This window comes from Mesorhizobium monacense, from assembly GCF_056781675.1.
The window spans coordinates 838,145-858,039 of sequence record NZ_CM165567.1 but is presented as its reverse complement, the minus strand read 5'-3'; the positions used below and the strand labels follow the sequence as shown (position 1 = coordinate 858,039).

General features: G+C 64.9%; 21 protein-coding genes. 9 read left to right on the top strand and 12 right to left on the bottom strand.

Annotated elements, in window-relative coordinates; translation table 11 throughout:
- Nucleotides 1–2 precede the first annotated feature (2 nt).
- Nucleotides 3–911, bottom strand: a complete 909-nt coding sequence (locus tag AC1RUK_RS04105; RefSeq protein WP_481836675.1) for a LysR substrate-binding domain-containing protein — start codon at nucleotides 909–911, stop codon at nucleotides 3–5.
- A gap of 58 nt (nucleotides 912–969) precedes the next feature.
- Here AC1RUK_RS04105 and AC1RUK_RS04100 point away from each other — a divergent pair, with 58 nt between their 5' ends.
- Complete coding sequence (locus tag AC1RUK_RS04100) at nucleotides 970–1,569, top strand: LysE family translocator (RefSeq protein ID WP_436172975.1); 600 nt, start codon at nucleotides 970–972, stop codon at nucleotides 1,567–1,569.
- Between the two features lie 19 nt (nucleotides 1,570–1,588).
- Here the strand turns inward: AC1RUK_RS04100 and AC1RUK_RS04095 are convergent, their stop codons facing one another.
- A complete protein-coding gene (locus AC1RUK_RS04095) occupies nucleotides 1,589–2,383 on the bottom strand; it encodes an SDR family NAD(P)-dependent oxidoreductase (protein WP_481836676.1) in 795 nt (264 codons plus the stop codon).
- 179 nt (nucleotides 2,384–2,562) lie between these two features.
- On the opposite strand from AC1RUK_RS04095, the gene AC1RUK_RS04090 reads away from it, so the two are divergent.
- Nucleotides 2,563–3,018 (top strand): MarR family winged helix-turn-helix transcriptional regulator, encoded by a 456-nt coding sequence (locus AC1RUK_RS04090; RefSeq protein ID WP_481836677.1) that lies wholly within the window; start codon nucleotides 2,563–2,565, stop codon nucleotides 3,016–3,018.
- Between the two features lie 24 nt (nucleotides 3,019–3,042).
- Here AC1RUK_RS04090 and AC1RUK_RS04085 read toward each other — a convergent pair whose 3' ends face one another.
- A complete protein-coding gene (locus AC1RUK_RS04085) occupies nucleotides 3,043–4,221 on the bottom strand; it encodes an MFS transporter (RefSeq protein WP_481836678.1) in 1,179 nt (392 codons plus the stop codon).
- 218 nt (nucleotides 4,222–4,439) lie between these two features.
- On the opposite strand from AC1RUK_RS04085, the gene AC1RUK_RS04080 reads away from it, so the two are divergent.
- The 4 genes from AC1RUK_RS04080 (at nucleotide 4,440) to carB (ending at nucleotide 10,420) form a co-directional block, all read left to right on the top strand.
- Entirely contained in the window at nucleotides 4,440–4,799 is a 360-nt protein-coding gene (locus tag AC1RUK_RS04080) for an ArsR/SmtB family transcription factor (protein WP_006200050.1), read from the top strand.
- Nucleotides 4,800–4,859: 60 nt separating this feature from the next.
- Complete coding sequence (locus AC1RUK_RS04075; protein WP_481836679.1) at nucleotides 4,860–5,618, top strand: metallophosphoesterase family protein; 759 nt, start codon at nucleotides 4,860–4,862, stop codon at nucleotides 5,616–5,618.
- A 203-nt stretch (nucleotides 5,619–5,821) separates the two neighbouring features.
- Nucleotides 5,822–6,619 (top strand): SH3 domain-containing protein, encoded by a 798-nt coding sequence (locus AC1RUK_RS04070; RefSeq protein WP_481836680.1) that lies wholly within the window; start codon nucleotides 5,822–5,824, stop codon nucleotides 6,617–6,619.
- Nucleotides 6,620–6,916: 297 nt separating this feature from the next.
- Nucleotides 6,917–10,420: a carbamoyl-phosphate synthase large subunit gene (gene carB, locus AC1RUK_RS04065; RefSeq protein WP_481836681.1), complete on the top strand. Its 3,504-nt coding sequence runs from the start codon at nucleotides 6,917–6,919 to the stop codon at nucleotides 10,418–10,420.
- Between the two features lie 29 nt (nucleotides 10,421–10,449).
- On the opposite strand, the gene AC1RUK_RS04060 is transcribed toward carB, so the two are convergent.
- The 4 genes from AC1RUK_RS04060 to AC1RUK_RS04045 all read right to left on the bottom strand — a co-directional run bounded on the left by AC1RUK_RS04060 (nucleotide 10,450) and on the right by AC1RUK_RS04045 (nucleotide 13,028).
- Nucleotides 10,450–11,625, bottom strand: coding sequence for an FAD-dependent monooxygenase (locus AC1RUK_RS04060; protein WP_481836682.1), 1,176 nt, complete (start codon nucleotides 11,623–11,625; stop codon nucleotides 10,450–10,452).
- A gap of 80 nt (nucleotides 11,626–11,705) precedes the next feature.
- Nucleotides 11,706–12,098 (bottom strand): RidA family protein, encoded by a 393-nt coding sequence (locus AC1RUK_RS04055; RefSeq protein WP_183462264.1) that lies wholly within the window; start codon nucleotides 12,096–12,098, stop codon nucleotides 11,706–11,708.
- 72 nt (nucleotides 12,099–12,170) lie between these two features.
- A complete protein-coding gene (locus tag AC1RUK_RS04050; RefSeq protein WP_481836683.1) occupies nucleotides 12,171–12,638 on the bottom strand; it encodes a hypothetical protein in 468 nt (155 codons plus the stop codon).
- Nucleotides 12,639–13,028: a DUF6152 family protein gene (locus AC1RUK_RS04045; RefSeq protein WP_481836684.1), complete on the bottom strand. Its 390-nt coding sequence runs from the start codon at nucleotides 13,026–13,028 to the stop codon at nucleotides 12,639–12,641. It lies immediately after the preceding gene.
- 275 nt (nucleotides 13,029–13,303) lie between these two features.
- Here AC1RUK_RS04045 and AC1RUK_RS04040 point away from each other — a divergent pair, with 275 nt between their 5' ends.
- A complete protein-coding gene (locus AC1RUK_RS04040) occupies nucleotides 13,304–13,624 on the top strand; it encodes a DUF1476 domain-containing protein (protein WP_481836685.1) in 321 nt (106 codons plus the stop codon).
- A 7-nt stretch (nucleotides 13,625–13,631) separates the two neighbouring features.
- On the opposite strand, the gene AC1RUK_RS04035 is transcribed toward AC1RUK_RS04040, so the two are convergent.
- Both AC1RUK_RS04035 and AC1RUK_RS04030 read right to left on the bottom strand, forming a co-directional pair.
- Nucleotides 13,632–14,096 (bottom strand): cupin domain-containing protein, encoded by a 465-nt coding sequence (locus tag AC1RUK_RS04035; RefSeq protein WP_481836686.1) that lies wholly within the window; start codon nucleotides 14,094–14,096, stop codon nucleotides 13,632–13,634.
- Nucleotides 14,097–14,178: 82 nt separating this feature from the next.
- The gene (locus tag AC1RUK_RS04030) at nucleotides 14,179–14,922 is read right to left on the bottom strand and encodes a DUF899 family protein (protein WP_481839588.1); all 744 of its coding nucleotides are present in this window, start codon (nucleotides 14,920–14,922) and stop codon (nucleotides 14,179–14,181) included.
- Between the two features lie 247 nt (nucleotides 14,923–15,169).
- On the opposite strand from AC1RUK_RS04030, the gene AC1RUK_RS04025 reads away from it, so the two are divergent.
- On the top strand, nucleotides 15,170–15,502 hold the full coding sequence (locus AC1RUK_RS04025; RefSeq protein WP_481836687.1) for a hypothetical protein: 333 nt from the start codon (nucleotides 15,170–15,172) through the stop codon (nucleotides 15,500–15,502).
- 295 nt (nucleotides 15,503–15,797) lie between these two features.
- Here the strand turns inward: AC1RUK_RS04025 and AC1RUK_RS04020 are convergent, their stop codons facing one another.
- The 3 genes from AC1RUK_RS04020 to AC1RUK_RS04010 form a co-directional block, all read right to left on the bottom strand.
- Nucleotides 15,798–17,480: a peroxidase family protein gene (locus tag AC1RUK_RS04020; protein WP_481836688.1), complete on the bottom strand. Its 1,683-nt coding sequence runs from the start codon at nucleotides 17,478–17,480 to the stop codon at nucleotides 15,798–15,800.
- A 183-nt stretch (nucleotides 17,481–17,663) separates the two neighbouring features.
- Nucleotides 17,664–18,152, bottom strand: coding sequence for a GNAT family N-acetyltransferase (locus AC1RUK_RS04015; protein ID WP_436172991.1), 489 nt, complete (start codon nucleotides 18,150–18,152; stop codon nucleotides 17,664–17,666).
- Between the two features lie 5 nt (nucleotides 18,153–18,157).
- A complete protein-coding gene (locus AC1RUK_RS04010) occupies nucleotides 18,158–19,066 on the bottom strand; it encodes a transglycosylase SLT domain-containing protein (RefSeq protein ID WP_481836689.1) in 909 nt (302 codons plus the stop codon).
- Between the two features lie 168 nt (nucleotides 19,067–19,234).
- On the opposite strand from AC1RUK_RS04010, the gene AC1RUK_RS04005 reads away from it, so the two are divergent.
- On the top strand, nucleotides 19,235–19,801 hold the full coding sequence (locus AC1RUK_RS04005) for a methylated-DNA--[protein]-cysteine S-methyltransferase (RefSeq protein ID WP_481836690.1): 567 nt from the start codon (nucleotides 19,235–19,237) through the stop codon (nucleotides 19,799–19,801).
- Nucleotides 19,802–19,895 lie beyond the last annotated feature (94 nt).

The window sequence follows — 19,895 nt, the reverse complement described above, 5'->3', positions numbered from 1 at the left end:
GGTCACGCCGCCTGTTGCCGCCGCGCCAACCCGTCGCGGATGTGGGCGGCAAACTCCCGCGCGGCAGGCGCGATGCCGTGCCTGGGCAGATGCAAGTTGATCGCGAAATTCGGCAAGGCCGGCAGGTCGGCATCGGCAGACAAAATCTCGAGGTCCGCCGGCACCGTCGAGGCCAGCCAAGTGGTAACGGCGAGGTCCGAGCGCACCGTTGCCGTCGTCGCGTCGATATTGCCGTTTTCGAACACGGTGCGCCATTCCAGCCCATGTTCGTCGAGCGCTGAAATCACCGCCTGGCGGAAGGCGCAGGTGTCGGCCACCATCGACACCGGCAAGGGACGCTTTTGGCGGGCGACACCGCCTCTGGCACCGACCCAGACCAATCGGTCGATGAGAAGGCATTCGCCGGCGGACGAGCCGACCCGTTCCTCGATAACGGCGAGGTCGATCGTCCCGGCTACCAAAGCCGCCGCAAGCTCGGGCGAGGAGGCGCAGGACAGCGATATCTCGATCTGCGGATACGCCCCGGCATAGGCCTTCAGCACCGGCGCCAAAAGTGTGCCGACAAGGTCGTAAGGCACGCCGAGCCGCACCTGTCCGGCTACCGCATTGCCCACCATCTCCGTCCAGATCTCGTCATTGAGCGACAGCAGGCGCTTGCCTTTGCCGAACAACCGTTCGCCGGTGCGCGTCAGTCGCAATCCGCGCCGGTCGCGTTCGAACAGGCTGCAGCCGAGAACTTCTTCCAGCCGCTTGACCTGCTGGCTGACGGCGCCTTGCGTCAGATGCAGCGCATTCGCCGCCGCCGTCATGCTGGCCTTGTCGGCGACGGTGACGAAGGTGCGGATCAGGGCGGTGTCGAGATTGCGGATCATGCTTGCATTATAAATGCTAATGTCATCCATGACAAACATTGCATTTACTGATGCATGACAATCCCTAGAAATGCTGGTTTCCACAAAGGGAAACAGTATGCTTGAGGCCATCTTTCCCCTCATCCTGTTCGCATTGGTCTCCACCTCGACTCCCGGGATCGCCACGACCTTGTCGACGGCATCCGGCGCGCAGTTCGGCTTTCGCCGTTCCATTCCGCTGATGGCCGGCAGCGCCGCTGGCCTCGCTTCGGTGGCGGCCGCCGGTGCCGCCGGGCTTGCCGGCCTGCTCGCTGCCGTGCCGTCGCTGCAACTGGCTATGAAGATCGCCGGATCGGCCTATCTTGTCTGGCTTGCCTTCAAGATCGGCCGCAGCGGCCCGCCCAATCTCGATGTGTCGATGGCAAAGCCCAACAGCTTCTTCGGCGGTGCGAGCGTGCAATGGATGAACCCGAAAGGCTGGGCCATGGGGCTTGGTGCGGCCGCATCCTTTGCGGCGCTCGCCGATGGACCGCTGCAGCTCGCACTCCTGCTCGGCGCCGTCTTCGGCCTGGCGGCCGCGTTGTCGCTGTCGCTGTGGTGCGTGGCCGGCACGCTGCTTGCGCGGCTGCTCAAGACGGAGCGGCAGTGGCGGGCGCTCAACATCCTGCTTGGTCTGGTGCTCGCCGCCTCGATCGTGCCGATGTGGCGGCCGGCCTGAGACCGGCCGCCATGAGGCCTCAAGCCGCGTAGCGCGCCGCCGGCTTGCCGGCGATCAGGCTGACATAAAAACTGTCCCTGGCGTCGATGAATGCATCGAGCTTGGCCGGATCGGCGAGCCCCGGCGCGGTGACCGTCTCGCCCTGGGCAAAGCCGGCAAGCGCGGCATCGACCAGATCGTCAACGGTCATCACCCAGTCCTGGTTGAGAGAGTTGAGATCGGCGCCGGCCAATTCCCAGAAGTCGGTGCGGATCGGTCCGGGCAGCACGACCTGCACCTTCACCTCGGTGTCGGCGACCTCGCGCTGCAGCGCCTCGGTGAAGTTGACGACATAAGCCTTGGTGCCGCTGTAGATGCCGCCGATTGCCGTGCCATAGGCGGCCACGGAGGCAATGTTGACGATGGCGCCGCGATTGCGTGCGAGCAGCCCCGGCAGCACCGCTCGTGTGAGCCTGGTCAGCGCCACGACATTGACCTTGATCATGCGCTCGGTCGCGTCGGCATCGGCGTCTGCCACGACCTGCTGGCCGCCGAGGCCGGCATTGTTGACGAGCAGCGTCACGCTCTCATCGGTGGCGATCGCCTGCTCGACCCGGCGAACATCGCCATCGTTGGAGAGATCGGCGCCGATCACCCTGGCCTTGCGACCATAGGCATAGCTCAGTCTGTCCGCCAGTTCCTGCAGCCGGTCGGCGCGCCGCGCCACCAACACCAGGTCGTAGCCCTGTGCGGCCAGCCGATCCGCATAGACCGCGCCGATGCCCGATGAAGCGCCGGTGATGACGGCCGTGCCCTTGTTGTCCTTCGTGCTCATTGTCGTGTTCCTTTTGCTACCGAGCGCGACGAGCCCCACGGCGCTCGTCCGTGTCAGATTTCAATTAGTGGCATATGCCACTTTCGCCAAGTAGGTATATGCCACTATCTTGTCAACGGCGGCGGCAAAAACTATTTCTGCGGCAGGTCGGCGGATCCATTCGCCGGCAAGGAGTTGTCATGACCAAAGCCGCCCTGCCCGGCCTCACCCTTTGCAACAACGCCACGCTGCGGCGCGCCGGGCGCAAGCTCGGTCGGTTTTACGACGATGTGTTGGCGCCTTCGGGCCTGAAGGGCACGCAATACGGCCTGCTCTACCAGATCCATATCGGCAGCGAGCCGGCGATGGGCGCCATAGCCGAGGCGCTGATCATGGACCTGTCGGCGCTCGGCCACACGCTGAAGCCGCTGATCCGCGACGGCTATGTCGAGACCTTCGCCGACAAGGACGACCGCCGCGTCAAGCGCGTGCGGCTGACGCCGCAGGGCCGGGCCAAGCTCGACGAAGCGATGAAACTGTGGCGCATCGCCCAGCAGCGTTTCGAAGCGATAGTCGGCAAGGACGAGGCGGCGAAGCTGCGCGCGGCGCTTGATGCAATCGCCGCGCTGGATTTCGATATGCCGCCGGCCAGATAAGCGGCCGGCGGACTTTCTGGAAGACTACTCCGCCGGAACCGCGACCGGCCGCGTCAGCATCCTCCCGGCCAACAGGACGCCGAGTCCGATCAACGGGAACGCCGCGGCGATCAGGCCGAGATCGGCCGGCGCGCCATAGCGCAGCACGGCACCGCCGACCACAGCGCCCAGCGCCACGCCGAGATAGAGCGCCGAGGCATTGAGCGACAGCACGATCGGAGCGGCATCAGGCGCGAGCTTGATGATGCGGCTGGCCTGCGCCGGAGGGAAGGCCCAGCCGACGATGCCCCACGGCACCATCATCGCCATCAGCGCCGGCCCGGAAATATGGTGCGGCAGGAAGGTCGGGATGACCGACAGCATGACCAGCATGGCCGCGCTCAGCGCCAGCGACCAGCCGACGGTGCGCGTCGCGCCGAAACGGTCCGCAGCCTGCCCGCCGGCGATGTTGCCGATGACGGCGCCGACACCGAAGGCGAGCAGCATGCCTGGCAGCGCCAGCGAGCTCAGGCCGCCACCTTCGATGGCCAGAGGCGCAACATAGGAAAAGACAGTGAAGGCGCCGATCAGTGCCAACATCGTCGTCAGCAGGATCGGCATCACGCCGGGACGCAGCGCGGCCGCCAGCCTGCGCTTCAGCGGCAGCCTGGTGCCAACGATGCCGCGCGGCAGCCGGTGCCACAGGATCGCGCCGGCGAGCGCGCCGAGACCGGCGATGGCAAAGAAGGTGCCGCGCCAGCCGGCAACGGTCGCGACAAGCGCGCCCAGCGGCGCGCCGAGGGCAACGGCCACCGTGGTGCCGCCGACGACGACGGCAATGGCGCGCGCCCGGTGATGATCATCGACCAGCGCCACCGCCGTGCCTTGCGCGGTCGCGGCGAACAGGCCCGACGACAGCGCCATGATGATGCGGGCGATCAGCAGCAACTCGAAGGACGAGCTCAGCGCCGCCACCAGATTGCCGAGCACGAAAAACACCAGCGTCCACAGGATGACACGCCGCCGGTCCCATTCGCCGGTCAGCGTCGCCAGGATCGGCGTGCCGACCGCATAGGCGAGCGCGAAAGCGGTGATCAGCGTGCCGGCGAGCGGAATGGAGATTCCGGCATCGGTTGCGATGTCGGGCAGAAGGCTGGAGATGACGAAGCCTTCGGTCGAGATCGTGAACGATCCGAGCGCGAGCCAGAAGAGGCGCTTGTCCATGACGGGATGTCCTTAGTTCAAAAGTTATTGAACAATTGGACATAAAAGGGCATCGTGTCAATGAAGCCACGGAAAAATAGCTGAAGCCTGCTGACAGCCCTGTGTCAGGACAAGCGGTGGATTGAATAAACTCTTTGCACCCGCCATGAGACGCTGTGTGGTGCCACTGACGGAGGAGACGCGTTGAAATCGGCCCCGATTATGCTTAATTCCTGCGCATGACACTGCCTCACCCCAACGCTGACCAGATCAGCCTGCCAATCGTGCTCGCTGTGCTCGGCGATCCGACCAGGCTCGCCATCGTGCGCTATCTCGCCAGCAAGGAAGGCGTCGCTCTGAACTGCAGCCAGTTCCTCGATCTCGGCTCCAAGACCAATCTCAGCTACCATCTGGCCAAGTTGCGCGAGGCTGGCGTCACCCGTGCCGAAGTGGTCGGCACCAACCGGATGATTACGCTGCGCCGCGCCGATCTCGATGCCCGCTTCCCCGGCCTGCTCGACAGCGTCATTGCAGCCGCCGGCGAAGACAAGGCGCTGCCGGCAGTCGGCGGCGCCGACGAGATCGAAATCCAGGCCTAGGGCTATTCCTCCCCGCTTTGCGGGGGCCGAGGAAACACTGACTCACCACCGGAGCTTTCCATGCGCATCGCCGTCCTCGCCGACATCCATGGCAACGTCCTGGCATTGGATGCCGTGCTCGACGATCTCAGGCGCCGCGGCGGCGCTGATCTCACCGTCAATCTCGGCGACTGCGTCTCCGGCCCGCTCTGGCCGCGCGAGACTTTTGAGCGACTGCAGGCGCTCGACCTGCCGACGGTGCGCGGCAACCACGACCGCCGCGTCGCCGTCGACCCGGCCGACGAAACCATGTGGCCCTCCGACCGCTATGCGCAGGAGCGGCTGACGGCAACGCAGCGCGAGGCGCTGCTTGCCTTGCCCTTCATGCTGGAGATCGTGCCCGGCGTGATCGCCTTCCACGCGCGGCCCGACCATGACGAGAAATACCTGGCCGATGCCATTACCGACGGCCAGCTGGTGCGCGCGCCACTCGCCGCCATCAGGCGAAGGCTGAAGCCGCTCGATCCCGCCTGCCGCATCGTGCTCTGCGGCCACAGCCACCGCAGCGAGCTGATCTGCATTCCCGGCGGACCGGTGATCTTCAATCCTGGCAGCGTCGGCTGCCCGGCCTATGACGATTCGACGCCGCCGGCGCATGTCTCCGAGCAGGGCTCGCCGCATGCGCGCTACGGCATTGTCGAGCTGGATGTGCCCGGCCGTCCCGACCGTTTCGAGGCGTTTGCCGTCGACTACGACCATGAGGCGGCGGCGCGGCAGGCCGAGCAGGCCGGCAGGCCGGAATGGGCGCACGCGCTCAGGACAGGGTTTATGTCAGGCTGAACCTACTGGTCATGCCTCAAGGCTGAACGCAGAATGCGCTCATGCCTCAGGGCTGAACGCGGTACGCGTTCATGCCCCCGCTGAGTAGGCAGCAGCATCTTTTCGGGATGACATGGCATCGCGTCGTCCCTTATAAAACGCTCCGGCAAGCGGCGACGACGTCTGAGTCGAGCCGCGCTCTAACGCACGCCCACGGCCAGGTGATGAGGCGCACGATTACGCTCCCGAAGACGCTGCACCTCATGATTGCCGCTCCGTTCCTGCTGGCGGCACTGCCGGTCAGGGCCGAGGAGCCGGCACCTGTCGTCTCCTATGTCAGCGGCCTCGCGCCCGACGATCTCCTCAACATCCGCGCCACGCCGTCGGCGATCGGCAAGACCGAGGCGCGCCTGCCGGTCGGCTCACCCGTCAAGAACTTCGGCTGCGCCGACGTCAACGGCAATCCGTGGTGCAAGGTCGAAGAGGTCGAAAACCCGCAAGTGCGCGGGTGGGCTCCGGCGCGCTACCTCAACCCCGCCAGCGCGGTGGTGCTGACGGAAGCCGATATGTCCGACCAATCAAGCCCAAACGCCGCGACGCCGCCGCCCGACCTGACAGCACGCCTGGGCGCGGACCAGACGACCGATACCGACGGCGCGCCGAAATCCGCCGAGGCAATCGGCAAGACCGCCATGCAAGATGCCTATGGCCTGGCATTCGCGACCGTTGAAACCGCCTCGACCGGAGAGGCACCCGGCACCACCGAAATCCCCTGCGCGCGCCATGTCGGCCAGCCAATGACCCGCTGCGAGATAAGCGTCGCCCATACGGGCGGCGACAGCGCCGTGACCGTGACATGGCCGGATGGCGGCACGCGCATCATCAGCTTTCACGGCGGCCTGCCGACCGGCTCGGACTCGTCAGACGAGTTCCGCTTCACCCGCGAAGGCAGCCTCAACATGATCCGTGTTGGCGTTTCGGAACGCTTCGAGATCACGGATCAGCTGGCGCTGGGGGATTAGTGGTTAGGGGAATAAGGCAGTAGGGCAGTAGGGCAATATGTTTGAAGGGGCGCTCGAACCTCTCCCTACTGCCCTACTGCCCTACTGCCCTACTGCCCTACTGCCCTACTGCCCTACTGCCCTACTGCCCTACTGCCCTACTGCCCTACTGGCCTACCCGCATTTTCGGGGTTACATCCGGCAAAACTCTTCCCTATAAGGCCCTCCTAGCCTGATACCAGAATCGCAAGCACAACCGGCCGGGTCTTCCCGCCCGGTTTTTCGTGCAAGCCGCTCGCCGAACGGAACGCCTCGACCATGCCAAGACGCACCGACATCAAGTCGATCCTGATCATCGGGGCCGGCCCCATCGTCATCGGCCAGGCCTGCGAGTTCGACTATTCCGGCACCCAGGCCTGCAAAGCGCTGAAGGAAGAGGGTTTCAGGGTCATCCTGGTCAATTCCAACCCGGCCACCATCATGACCGATCCGGAACTGGCCGACGCCACCTATATCGAGCCGATCACGCCGGAAGTGGTGGCCAAGATCATCGCCAAGGAGCGACCCGATGCGCTACTGCCGACGATGGGCGGACAGACCGCGCTCAACACCGCTTTGTCGCTGCGCCGCATGGGCGTGCTCGAACGCTACAATGTCGAGATGATCGGCGCTGACGCGCATGCCATCGACAAGGCCGAGGACCGGGCGCTGTTTCGCGAGGCGATGAGCAAGATCGGCCTCGAAACGCCGAAGTCGATGCTGGCCAACGCCACCGACGTCAAGAACGCCGACCGCAAGACGCATGAGGCCGAGCGCTCAGCACTCAAGGCCGAGAAGCCCGAGAACCTCGACGCCGCGCTGGATGCGCTGGAAACCCGCTGGAACCTCGGCGAAGGCGACCGCAAGCAGCGCTACATCAGCCACGCCATGGCGATCGCCGCCCAGGCGCTCGACCATGTCGGCCTGCCCGCCATCATCCGCCCGTCCTTCACCATGGGCGGCACCGGCGGCGGCATCGCCTACAACCGCGCCGAATTCTACGAGATCGTCCAGTCCGGCCTCGACGCCTCGCCGACCACCGAAGTGCTGATCGAGGAGAGCGTGCTCGGCTGGAAGGAGTATGAGATGGAGGTCGTCCGCGACAAGGCGGACAATTGCATCATCGTCTGCTCGATCGAAAACATCGACCCGATGGGCGTGCACACCGGAGACTCGATCACCGTCGCCCCAGCGCTCACGCTGACCGACAAAGAATACCAGATGATGCGCAACGCCTCGATCGCAGTGCTGCGCGAGATCGGCGTCGAGACCGGCGGCTCCAACGTGCAGTTCGCCGTCAACCCGGCCGACGGCCGCCTGGTGGTGATCGAGATGAACCCGCGCGTCTCGCGCTCGTCCGCCCTGGCCTCCAAGGCGACCGGTTTCCCGATCGCCAAGATCGCGGCGAAGCTCGCCGTCGGCTACACGCTGGACGAGCTGGAGAACGACATCACCGGTGGCGCCACGCCCGCCTCGTTCGAGCCGAGCATCGACTACGTGGTGACAAAAATTCCGCGCTTCGCCTTCGAAAAATTCCCCGGCGCCGAGCCGGTGCTGACCACCGCCATGAAGTCGGTCGGCGAAGTCATGGCCATCGGCCGCACTTTTCAGGAATCGCTGCAGAAGGCTTTGCGCGGTCTCGAAACCGGCCTGACCGGTCTGGACGAGATCGAGATCCCCGGCCTCGGCCATGGGACCGCGCCCGCCAGCCATGTCGACGACCGCAACGCCATCCGCGCCGCACTCGGCACGCCGACGCCGGACCGGCTGCGCATGGTGGCGCAGGCCATCCGCATGGGCACTTCGCTGGAAGACGTGCACGCAATGTGCAAGATCGACCCGTGGTTCCTCGAGCAGATCGCCGGCATCCTCGCCATGGAAGAGCGCATCCGCGAGCACGGCTTGCCCGCCGACGCCGCCAATCTGCGCATGCTGAAGGCGATGGGTTTCTCCGACGCCCGCCTCGCGTCGCTGACCAAGACCGACGCCGAAGTGATCCAGAAGATTCGCGAAAAGCTCGACGTTCATCCGGTTTATAAGCGCATCGACACCTGCGCCGCCGAGTTCGCTTCGCCGACCGCCTACATGTACTCGACCTACGAAGTGCCCTTCGCCGGCGCTTTAGCCAACGAGGCAAAGGTGTCGTCACGCAAGAAAGTCGTCATCCTCGGCGGCGGCCCGAACCGCATCGGCCAGGGCATCGAGTTCGACTATTGCTGCTGCCATGCCGCCTTCGCGCTGCGCGACGCCGGCTACGAAGCGATCATGATCAACTGCAACCCGGAGACCGTGTCGACCGACTATGACACCTCCGACCGCCTCTATTTCGATCCACTGACGGCGGAAGACGTGCTGGAGATCCTGCGCGCCGAGCAGGCGTCGGGCGAGCTGGTCGGCGTCATCGTCCAGTTCGGCGGCCAGACGCCGCTGAAGCTCGCCGATGCGCTGGAGCAGGCCGGCATCCCGATCCTCGGCACCTCGCCCGACATGATCGATCTGGCCGAAGACCGCGACCGCTTCCAGAAGCTGCTGCACAAGCTCAACCTCACCCAGCCGAAGAACGGCATCGCCTATTCGGTCGAGCAGGCCCGCCTCGTCGCCGGCGAGCTCGGCTTCCCGCTGGTGGTGCGCCCTTCCTATGTGCTCGGCGGCCGCGCCATGCAGATCATCCATGACGAGGGCATGCTGCAGACCTACCTGCTCGACACCGTGCCCGGTCTGGTGCCGGAGGACATCAAGCAGAAATATCCCAACGACAAGACCGGCCAGATCAACACGCTGCTGGGCAAGAACCCGCTGCTGTTCGACACCTATCTGTCGGGCGCCATCGAGGTCGACGTCGACTGCCTCTGCGACGGCAAGTCGACCTTCGTCTCCGGCATATTGGAGCACATCGAGGAGGCCGGCATCCACTCCGGCGACAGTGCCTGCTCGCTGCCGGTGCACGGCCTGCCTTCGGACCTGGTGGACGAGCTGGAGCGCCAGACCGCGGCGCTGGCCCGCGCGCTCAATGTCGGCGGGTTGATGAACGTGCAGTACGCGATCAAGGACGGCACGGTCTATGTGCTGGAGGTCAACCCGCGCGCGTCGCGCACCGTGCCCTTCGTCGCCAAGACCATCGGCCGTCCCATTGCGAAGATCGCGGCCCGCATCATGGCCGGCGAGACGCTGGAAGACGCCTTCGCCCATTACGGCCCGATGCCCGATCCGCGCAATCCCGGCCACATCGCGGTCAAGGAAGCGGTGTTCCCCTTCGCCCGCTTCCCCGGCGTCGACATCCTGCTCGGACCGGAAATGCGCTCTACCGGCGAGGTCATGGGCCTCGACCGCGACTTCGCTTTGGCCTTCGCCAAGAGCCAGCTCGGCGCCGGCGTCGACCTGCCGCGCTCCGGCACGCTGTTCGTCTCGGTGCGCGACGAGGACAAGAAGGGCATCCTGCCGGCGGTGAAACGTCTCGCCGGCCAGGGTTTTAAAGTTATGGCCACGTCAGGCACCGCCCGCTTCCTCGCCGAGAACGGCGTCGTCGCCGAAAAGATCAACAAGGTGCTCGAAGGCCGCCCGCACATCGAAGACGCCATCCGCAACCGCCAAGTTCAGATCGTCTTCAACACCACGGACGGCCAGAAGGCGGTGTCGGACTCGAAGTCACTCCGTCGCGCCACGCTGATGCAGAAGGTGCCGTATTACACGACGCTCTCGGGTGCGGCTGCCGTGGCCGAGGCGATTGCGGCGCTGAGGGCGGGGAGCTTGGAGGTCAGGCCGCTGCAGGAGTATTTTGCTTAGGGCGCGTGTGCCCGCAAAGCGAGGTGCGATCAGAGCGAAGCGGCGGCGGCCTCGGCTTCGGCATAAGCGTCGTAATTCCAGACCCAGGCGCGTTCCTGCCGCTGGGCGTCAAGTTTGCGGTCGCGGGTATGCAAGTCGCCGCTGGATGCGTCATAGCGGGCACCACTCACGCGCGACATGCGCTGGACGCCGGCAGTCCGCTCGCGCCGTAGCTGCTCGTAGATCAGCAGTGCCGGAGGGACTGACTTGCGGTCTGCGTGGCTCAGCACGGTCGCCAAAGCAACGGCGTCTTCGATGGCCTGATTGGCTCCTTGTCCGATGTGCGGCAGCATAGGGTGGGCGGCGTCACCCAGCAGGGTCAGGCGCCCGCGAGTCCAGGCTGCGAGCGGCTCGCGATCGAACAGGCCCCAGCGAAACGTCGCTTTCACTTGGGCAATAATCGTCTCAACCATTGGGTCCCAGCCGGCGAACTCGCGAGCGAGCGCGTAGGGATCGCCCCGTGCCGACCATGACTCTTTCATCGGTTCATCAGTTGTGACAAAGCCGACGTAATTGATGAGCAGGCCGGCGCGCACTGGAAAGACCAGAAAATGCCTGCCTGCACCGAGCCAGTTGCGCATTGCTCCCGGCGGCCACGAGACGCTCGCCGCCGGGATCACCCCTCGATAAGCGACCGATCCCGAATAGAGCGGGGCGGATGGGGCGACTACGAACCGCTGAAGAGTTGAATGGATCCCGTCAGCCGCGATCACGACGTCAGCCGTGGTGCGCAAACCATTGGCGAAAGTGATGACAGCCTGCTCATCATCCTGTTCGAAGCCGACGCATCTGTGGCCAACCTTCACAATGTCGGCAGGTAGCCGGTCGACGAACATTGCCAGCAAATCGGCCCGGTGCATGCCGTAGAACTCGATTTGGCCGGCGAGTTCGGGGGGCCACATCGCCGCGGCATAGGAACCATCGGCGCGACGAAACTGTGGGTCGATCCATCTGGCCCCCGAGCGGATCAGCTCGTCTCCGAGGCCGAGCCGCAGCAGCATCCGGACACCGTTCGGTTGGATCGCGACGCCGGCGCCGACCTCGGCCAGGGCTGCCGCCTGCTCGTAGATACGAACGTCCATGCCGCGCTGAAGCAGGGCGCAAGCAGTGGCGGCGCCGCCAATGCCGCCGCCAACGATCGCCACGCTAAGTGGGCTCATGGTCATTGCTCCGGCTCCACAAGCATTGTCAGTCCTTGGCGCGTGCCGTCAACGCAGCCGGCCTTGGGAAAAGAAAGAAGGCCCTCTTACGCCACCGCCACACACTCGATCTCGATATCGAACTCCATCGGCCATGATGCCACCGGCACGAAGCTGCGCGCCGGCGGGTTGGTCGAAAAGTACTTCGCATAAACCCGGTTGATGGCGTTGTAGAAGCCGGAATTGACGGCATAGATGCGCACCATCACCACGTTGTCCAGCGAGGTGCCCGCCGCTTCCAGGCAATGTTTCAGCGCCTTCAGCGATGCCTCGGTCTGCGTTTCGATGTCGCCGCGCACCATCTCGCCGGTCACCATGTCCACCGGCGGCGTCGCCGAGATGAACACGAAGCCGTTGGCCTTCACCGCCGTCGAGCACGGCAGGCCGAGCGACCGCACCTTGTCCGACATGACAGGCACCTCGATGACTTCCTTCTTCATGGCAATCCTCCCTTTGTTGCAGGGAGCTTATCTGGCCGCCTCGGGAAGACCAGTGCCCCTCGCCCGGTTTGATCAGAGAAACCCGATGAACCGTCCGACGAAAAGCACCGAAGTCCACAGCACCATCGAGAGCACGGCCAGGATGGTGGCGGCTCCGCCGACCGGTACGTCACTGCCTGTTGCGTGGCTAAGGCGCATGAAGGCGAAAAAATTGACGCCGGCGAGCAGGATGAGCGCCATCTTGGCGAGGAAAATCGGCATTGCCGCATAGGTGCTCGCCTTGACCGAAAACAGCAGCGAGCCGGTGACCAAAGCGCCGGCGAACGCCCCCAACGCGGTGCGGCGCAGCAGCGCGACGAAGGCCGCGTAGGGCAGCGAGCGGAAGGCGCCGCAGACCCGCAAGTCCATGAGCAGGACGCTGGTCAGCAGCGCGCCGGTCGCCATGATGTGGAGCGCATTGACGATCGGATAGGCGACGAAGGAGGCCTTCAGCCCCCGCACGAAGGCGAGTTGCTCGATGCCGGCGAGGAACTCGGCCATTTACGCCGGCGGCACGCGGTCGGGATAGACATCATACGTCTTGCCGCCGACGATAATGCGGACCGCCTTCATCCGCTTTTCGGTCTCGTCGAGCGAGCGGTTGCCGATCGCGGTGACCTCGTCGCCGACCTTGGCGACCTCCTCCGTGAAGCCGGCGGCGATCGTGCGGGCGGGCGGCGCCATCTCCACGCGCCAGGCCTCGCCCTCCGCGTCGACATCCAGCGTGGCGTGCGGATTGCCGATATAGATGGCGGTGATCTTGCCCCTGAGTTCGAAGAACCCGTCCTGCGTCCACGACCAGCCGTGATGGGCATAGGCCGCGGTGCCGGCGGCAATCATCACTGCCGCAGTCAGCGCGACGCTCCGAACCTGGTTGAAAGGTGACTGCATCGCTCGTCTCCTCGGTTCATCCAGCAGGCCTTCGAGAGTAGGTCACGGCGCGGCAACGTCAATCACATCGGGGACGAAAACCTCTGGCATTGCGAGAATTGCATCGCAATCCAATCAAGATCGGTGCGGTGCCGCTCACCCAGGACCGGCTCGATCTCCGGCATGAACGATCCTGCCTTGCTAATGACATCCATGCGCGCCACTCTCGCCTCTTCTGGCCGCTCTTCCCCCAGACATCGGGTTAAGGTCGGTCTCACATCTGAACGAGGCAAACCATGAGCAGCATGAGAGACCGTCAGGAAGGCTTCGAAAAGAAGTTCGCGATGGACGAGGAAACCAAGTTCAAGGCCATGGCGCGCCGCAACAAGCTGCTCGGCCTGTGGGCCGCCGAAAAGCTCGGCAAATCCGGTGAGGATGCCGACGCCTATGCGAAAGAGGTGGTGCGCGCGGACTTCGAAGAGGCCGGCGACAACGACGTATTCCGCAAGGTACGCGCCGACTTCGACGCGGCAGGCATCGCCCAGTCGGATTCTCAGATCCGCACCGCCATGGAAGACCTGCTGGCGACCGCGGTCGAGCAGATCAGAACGATTTGAGCACCGCTCAGCGCTGCCCTGGATAGGGCATTCCGTCCTTGTGCACGAACCGTCCGTCGGCGTTGGAACTCATCATGTCGATGTCCGAGCAGGTGGTGAGGTCCAGAGGATTGCGCGAGCCGACTTCCAGATAGAGCGCCGTCGCGGCGGACCTGTTGATCAGGTGATGGCCATTGCCGCTGTTCTTGGCGAAGGTCGCGCAATCGCCGGCGCGCAGCACTGTCTCGTCGCTGTCCTCGACCAGCGTCAGTTCGCCTTCCAGCACATAGACGAATTCGTCCTCATGGCTGTGCCAGTGGCGCTGGCTGGACCAGCCGCCGGGCGGCAAGGTCATCAAATTGACGCCGAAATCGCTGAGCCCGCCCGCATCGCCGAGGCGACGCCTGATGCGGCTGGCGCAGGGTTCATCGAAAGGCGGCGGATAGGGCGAGCCCTTGCGAGCGGGCACGGCGGATAGGTCGATCTTGGGCATGCACTCCTCCGTAAGTCTCTGTGTCGGCATTCTAATTTAGACGACGACTGCCGTCGAAGCGCCTTCGCTTCGCCCTAACTCCCTAGTGACAGCACGCCTCGCCATACTGCAGCTGTTCATTCCAGTTCGGTCGGCCCGCCGGGGTAAAATCCATCAGGTTCCACAGGATCTCACAGGTACCGATGGCGCGCGGGTCCTGGCCGGGTTCGGCCGGCGCGAAGCCGAGCTCCGACGACCAGAAATGCCTGACACCATCGCCGTCGCGGTGGAACACCGACAGCACCGGCAGTTGCGCGCCGTCCTCGGCCTCGGCCTGATAGTCGCGCTTGAAGTTGTTGCCGGCCGAGGAGATGAGCCGCATGTTCTTCCAGCCACGGTCGCGGCCGAGCGTCAGCAGGTTGTCGAGCGCGGTCTTGGCCACCACGACGAAGTTGAAGCCGGCAGCCTCGAGATGGCCGACGGCGCCGTCGAACTGGTCGAGCAGCGCCGTGCAGGACGGGCATGGCTGGTCGGCCCGGGCGAGCTTCGCCGTGCCGCCGCTGGTCGCCACCTCGCGCGTCTCCTGCGGATGACGCGGGAACATCATGCTGTAGAGGATCAGCGTGTCCTTGCCGGGCGCAAACAACTCCGACAGCTTTATCCGCGCCGGCTTGCCGTCCGGCCCAAGCCCGTCGAACACATAATCCTGCGGCACCAGCCCGCCCTTGGGCAGCGCGCGCCGGGCGACCGCAACGTCCTCCATGACGCGGCGCAACTCGATTTCCTTCTGCAGCAGTTTTTCGCGGGCAGCGCGGTATTCGCTGGATTCGTTGGGAAAGCTGATCATCGTCATCTCCATCTCCTGACGACGCGGCCGTTGCCGGCGACGCGCCTTGCCTCTCAAGGACGCACGGCGCGGCATGGTTCCGACATTTTTTGCACGGCCGAAACAGCGAGGAGGACGACGCGTCCGCTTCGAACTTAGGAACCGAGCGGCAATCGGCAATATGGTATCGAAGGGTGGTACTTCTGGAACCGGTTTCGCTTCCCCGCATTCCGTCCGCAGGCTAAGGCTTCCGGGCCTGGGGAGAAAAATGCACGAAGAGATCGACCTGCGCTGCCCGCAGATCGTCGCCGACAATGCCGCCAGGGGGCTCGAGCTGCGCAAGCAGTTCGGCCGTGGCGGCACCGAGATCGGCGTGGCCCGTGCGACCGAACTGAAGAATCGGGAAAAGCTCTCGCCGTCGACCATAGGGCGCATGGTCAGCTATTTCGCCCGCCACGAGGTCGACAAGCGTGGCAAGAATTACGGCAACGGCAAAAACCCGTCGGCCGGCTACATCGCCTGGCTGCTGTGGGGCGGCGACGAAGGCCGCGCCTGGGCGCTCGACCTCAAGAAGAAGATCGGCAACGCGCCGGACATCTGACAGTGAAGTACACGCAACAAGCGGGCCCCGAACCCGCCCCGGGACCCGCCGTGGAGTGGCTGACACATGCCGGCGCAGCCGCCTCCGATGCCTTGCAAGCCCTCGATCCCCCGATCGGCGCCCCACGTGGCATGACGCAGGGGTAGCATCTGGGCGCGGCGGCCTATGTGAAGCAGTTCACAAAGCCGCTGCTAAGCCGGAGGATTCCACGCCAGGGCCGAAAATTCGTGCGCCGGGCCGAAAATTCGTGCCCCGGCCGAAACGGAACGTTTCAGTCGGGGCACGAACACGCTGATCAATCGCCGATCGGATTGAGCCCCTTGTCGGGATTGGCCGGATCGGCCGCCTTGGCGACGAACTTCAACAGGTCGGTCATGAAGAACGTGCCTGGCTTCGCCGCGGGCAGGTCTGGCTTCCAGCCCGGCTTCGACAGGAAGGACTCCTCGTCACCCTGGACGAGGCCGACAAAGACCTCGCCGACGATGCGCGCGCCCACCGGTCCGAGCCGCTCGCCGCCGCCCTTCACCTGCGCTTCCTTCAGGATGTAGTACCAGAGCGGCGTGTTGGTGTGGAAACCCAGCGACTTCGCCACCACACCGTCGGGGCCGGACGCGATCTCCTCCGGAGTGATCGGCGTGAAGGTGATCTTCTTGCGCATTTCCTTGGCCACAGCCTGGCCCGAAGGTAGGCCAAGGCGCACGCCGCGCTTCAGGTTGCGGAAGGCGAGACTCGCCTCCGGACCGGTGGCGCCGGGCAGCTTGTGCAGGGCATCGGTCAGCAATGGGTCGAGCTGATGCGAGAAATTGAACTCGAACTGCGCGGTGTTGGCCGGCGGCGGCAGTTCGAAGAAGCGCCGCCAGTCGATCACCCAGTTGCTCGGCAAGGTGCCTTGACCAGGCACGCTGCTGGACAGAGCGCCGGAGAGGTTGCTGAAGCGGAAAAGAGTCGCGAGCCTGGCTTCCGCGATATGCGGATTGGGTGTCCTGAAGATGCGGTTGTGGCTGTATTTCTCGCGCACCATCGAATGCCCCATGCGATAGGCTGCGGCCGAGAACTCCCACGGCATAAACGGTTTGGTCTTGAAGCGGTAGAACTTGCGGCCCTCCTGCAGGATCTTCGCCACGAAGCCCTTCTCGGTCAGCCGCTCGACCCAGTCGTGCAGCACCAGCCATTGATAGTGCCAGCGGACGGTGCGCGCCGCGTCTTCGAACAGCGTGTCATCCGGCACCCCCTTGGCCTTCAGATGGTCGATCACCGCATTGTGGAATTTCAGGAACGCCAGGTGGATCTGCGCCACAAGCAGGTTCTCGTCATTGCGATGATCGCCGATCAGCGCGACGCCCTGCATGTTGCGCGGCAGATCGTTGGGCAATTCCGGTACTTGCGGCGTCTGGGCCACCCGGTCGCTGTTTTCTTGCGAAGCCTGGGCGGTGCCGATCAGCAGCTTCGGCGAATCCACCGCACCATTGCCGCCAGGGGCCGGCTCGCGCGCGAACAGGAAGCGATGCGGACCGGGGCCTGCACCGTAGACACAGTCGAGGTCGAGGCTCGGCGAGCGGAAGTTCTTCACCATCCCCGGATCGGCCAGCGCGCGGCTGAGCGGCGTCATGTCGAGCGTGATGTCGTGATCGACGAACTGGCCGAGATAGGTGAACCCGGACGGGATGTTCTTGTTGTCGTGCGGATCGGGATTGGGCTGGTCGACCGGCGCCGGATCCTTCATGGCTTTTGCCAGCGTATCAAGGTCGGCATCGCTGGCGGTGAAAGGGGGCAAATTCTTGAACATGAAATCGAAGAAGCCCGCACCCAGCTTGCCGCCGGGCACGATGGCCGCCGCGGCGCCGGCCTTGGCCTTCTTGGCCGCGGGCGCGGCCGCCGTCTTGGCGGCCATCGCGACCTGTTCAATCGCCTTTTCGGCGAACACTTGCCGGCTGACAAAGCCGTGCCCAATTCTCTGTCGAAGGTTTGGTCCTGCCATAGTCTCGTCCCTCCATTTTGAAATTCGACTATCCAAAATATTTGGTCAGATGCACTGCGTGACGAAAATCTATTAGCAGTTACTTTTTGCCGGACGCTGTGAAGCGGTTCACAAAGCCGCCGTGCTTCCCACCGCGAAGCGTCGCGATGACAAGACAGCGCCGAAATCTTGGTAAACGGGGACTTAACCTTCCCAGGCGACCGGGATCATGCCCAGCCGCTCATAGAGGCGGACGGCGGCGGCATTCTCCACCGTGTTGGTCTTCAGGTCGACATGGGTGGCGCCGCGGTCGCGAAAGGCGAGGAAGGCGTGCCGCATCAGCGCCTCGCCGATGCCCAGACCTCGCGCCTCGGGATGGACGGCGAGGTCTTTCACGAACGCCCTTGTCCAGCAAAGTGCAGCAGCCGCCAGCCGCCCTTTGCCATCGATGACGAGGAAACACAAAGCGGGGTCGAACTCCGCATCATCGGAAATTCGTGGCCACCACTCGTCGAACGGCCCATCGGCGCCATCGTCGAAGACTTCCGTCAGCAGGGCGTGCAGCGGCAGCGCATCGGTCGCCGCGAAGCCGCGCATGACGAAGCCTTCGGGCCAGCGCGGCGGCAGCAGCGTGTCGTCGAGGATCTTGCGCAGCCGGATGTCGTCTGGTGCCGGCGGACGCGGTTCAGGCATCGCGCTCAGGCATCGGGCTGCATGCGTCGGCGCGCACGGTCACTGCCGAGGCCGGTCGCTTCGAGCAGGCCCTTGCGCTTGGCGTCGTAATAATAGCCGCTCTGGTAGAGCTGGTCGGCGCGCTTGGCGTTGCCGCCCGACACCAGCCAGGCGCCGCGCAGATACTTCACCGCGTATTTCAGATTGGTCTCGGCATCGAACAGGCCGGCTGCCGGCCCGAGATAGCCCATGCCGCGCGCCGTGGCGTGCTTGATCTGCATCAGCCCCCAATGGCCGCGATTGTAGGCCTTCGGGTTGAAGGTGCTCTCGCGGTTGACGACATGGCGCACCAGGTCGACCGGCACCTGGTAGAGCGCGGAATATTTCTCGATCAGCTGCTCGATCTCGCCGCGGGGGCCCGTCGCGTGCTCGACCGGTGGGCCGGCCGGGGCAAGCAGGGCCGGGTTCTCAGGCACGACATAGGCGACCTGTTGGACGCCGGGCATAGCGCCTGTCTTGACCGTCTGTCCGGTGACCGGCATGGCCATCGCTGCCGTTGCATAGACGGGCGCCGTCTCGACCGAACCGGGGCTGGCCGGAGAGGTTCCAGCCATCATCGCGGGCTGGGCGGCCAGCGGCGTCGGCCCGGCAAAGGCCGCCGGCTGCGCGGGTGCCGGGAACGGCTCACCGGCCGTCACCGCGGCGCTGCCATCGGCGGGAAGTGCTGCCGTCTGCACCGGGACCAGGCCGGACGATTCCGGCAGCACCGCCACCGTATCGGGCAGCGCCAGCGTCGGGCTGTCATCGCTGGCAACTGCGGGCGCTGCTTCCGCAAGCGCCGGCGCCGCCTTCATCTGCGACGTCGAGGTGCAGCCGCTCAGGGCGGCCGCGACGATGAGCACGCCGATCGCAGAAAAGATGAATTTTGCTGGCAAGCCGCGCACGGGTCCGGTTCATCGGATTGTTAAGAAGTCCTTACACCAGCGCCTTTCCCCCGGCAATCCGGGCCAGCAGATGGTTTTCGGGTGGTCGGAGCGACCGGGAACTGCCATATTGTTCCTGATTTGTGCTGAATTCCCTCCCTTCACGGAAAGGAGCATGTCATGGGAACCACCTCTCACCCCGCCGGCCATGCGGTCTTCGAAACCGTGCTCGGCTTCATGGGCATCGCCTGGAGCGAGGCGGGCCTGATGCGGCTCTGCCTGCCGGAGCGCAACCGCGACACGGTGGAGCGCCGGCTGCTGCGCCATCCCGGCGTTGCCGCATCGAGTGAGGAGCCACGCTGGGTCGTCGAGCTGATCGCCTCGATCAAGGCCTATGCCGCGGGCGAGGACGTCGATTTCTCCGGTGTGCCGGTCGATCTCGCCGGTGTCGACGATTTCCGCCTCGCCATCTATGACGCGGCACGAAAACTCAGCTACGGCGAAACCACCACATATGGCGAACTGGCCAAGCGCGCCGGCCATGCCGGCTTGCCCCGCGAAACCGGGGCGGCACTCGGTGCCAATCCGGTGCCACTGGTCATCCCCTGCCACCGCATCCTTGCCGCCGGCGGCAAGATCGGCGGCTTTTCGGCGCCCGGCGGCTCGGCCACCAAGGAAAAGATGCTGGCCATGGAAGGCGTGCGCGTCGGTCCGCCGCCGGCCGCGCAGGCTTCGTTCGGGTTCTGATTTCCCCAGAGCAATTCCAGGAAAAGTGCGTAGCGGCTTTCCGTCCGGAATTGCGTAAAAACAAAGAGTTAGAGCGGTTCAGCGATTCTATCAA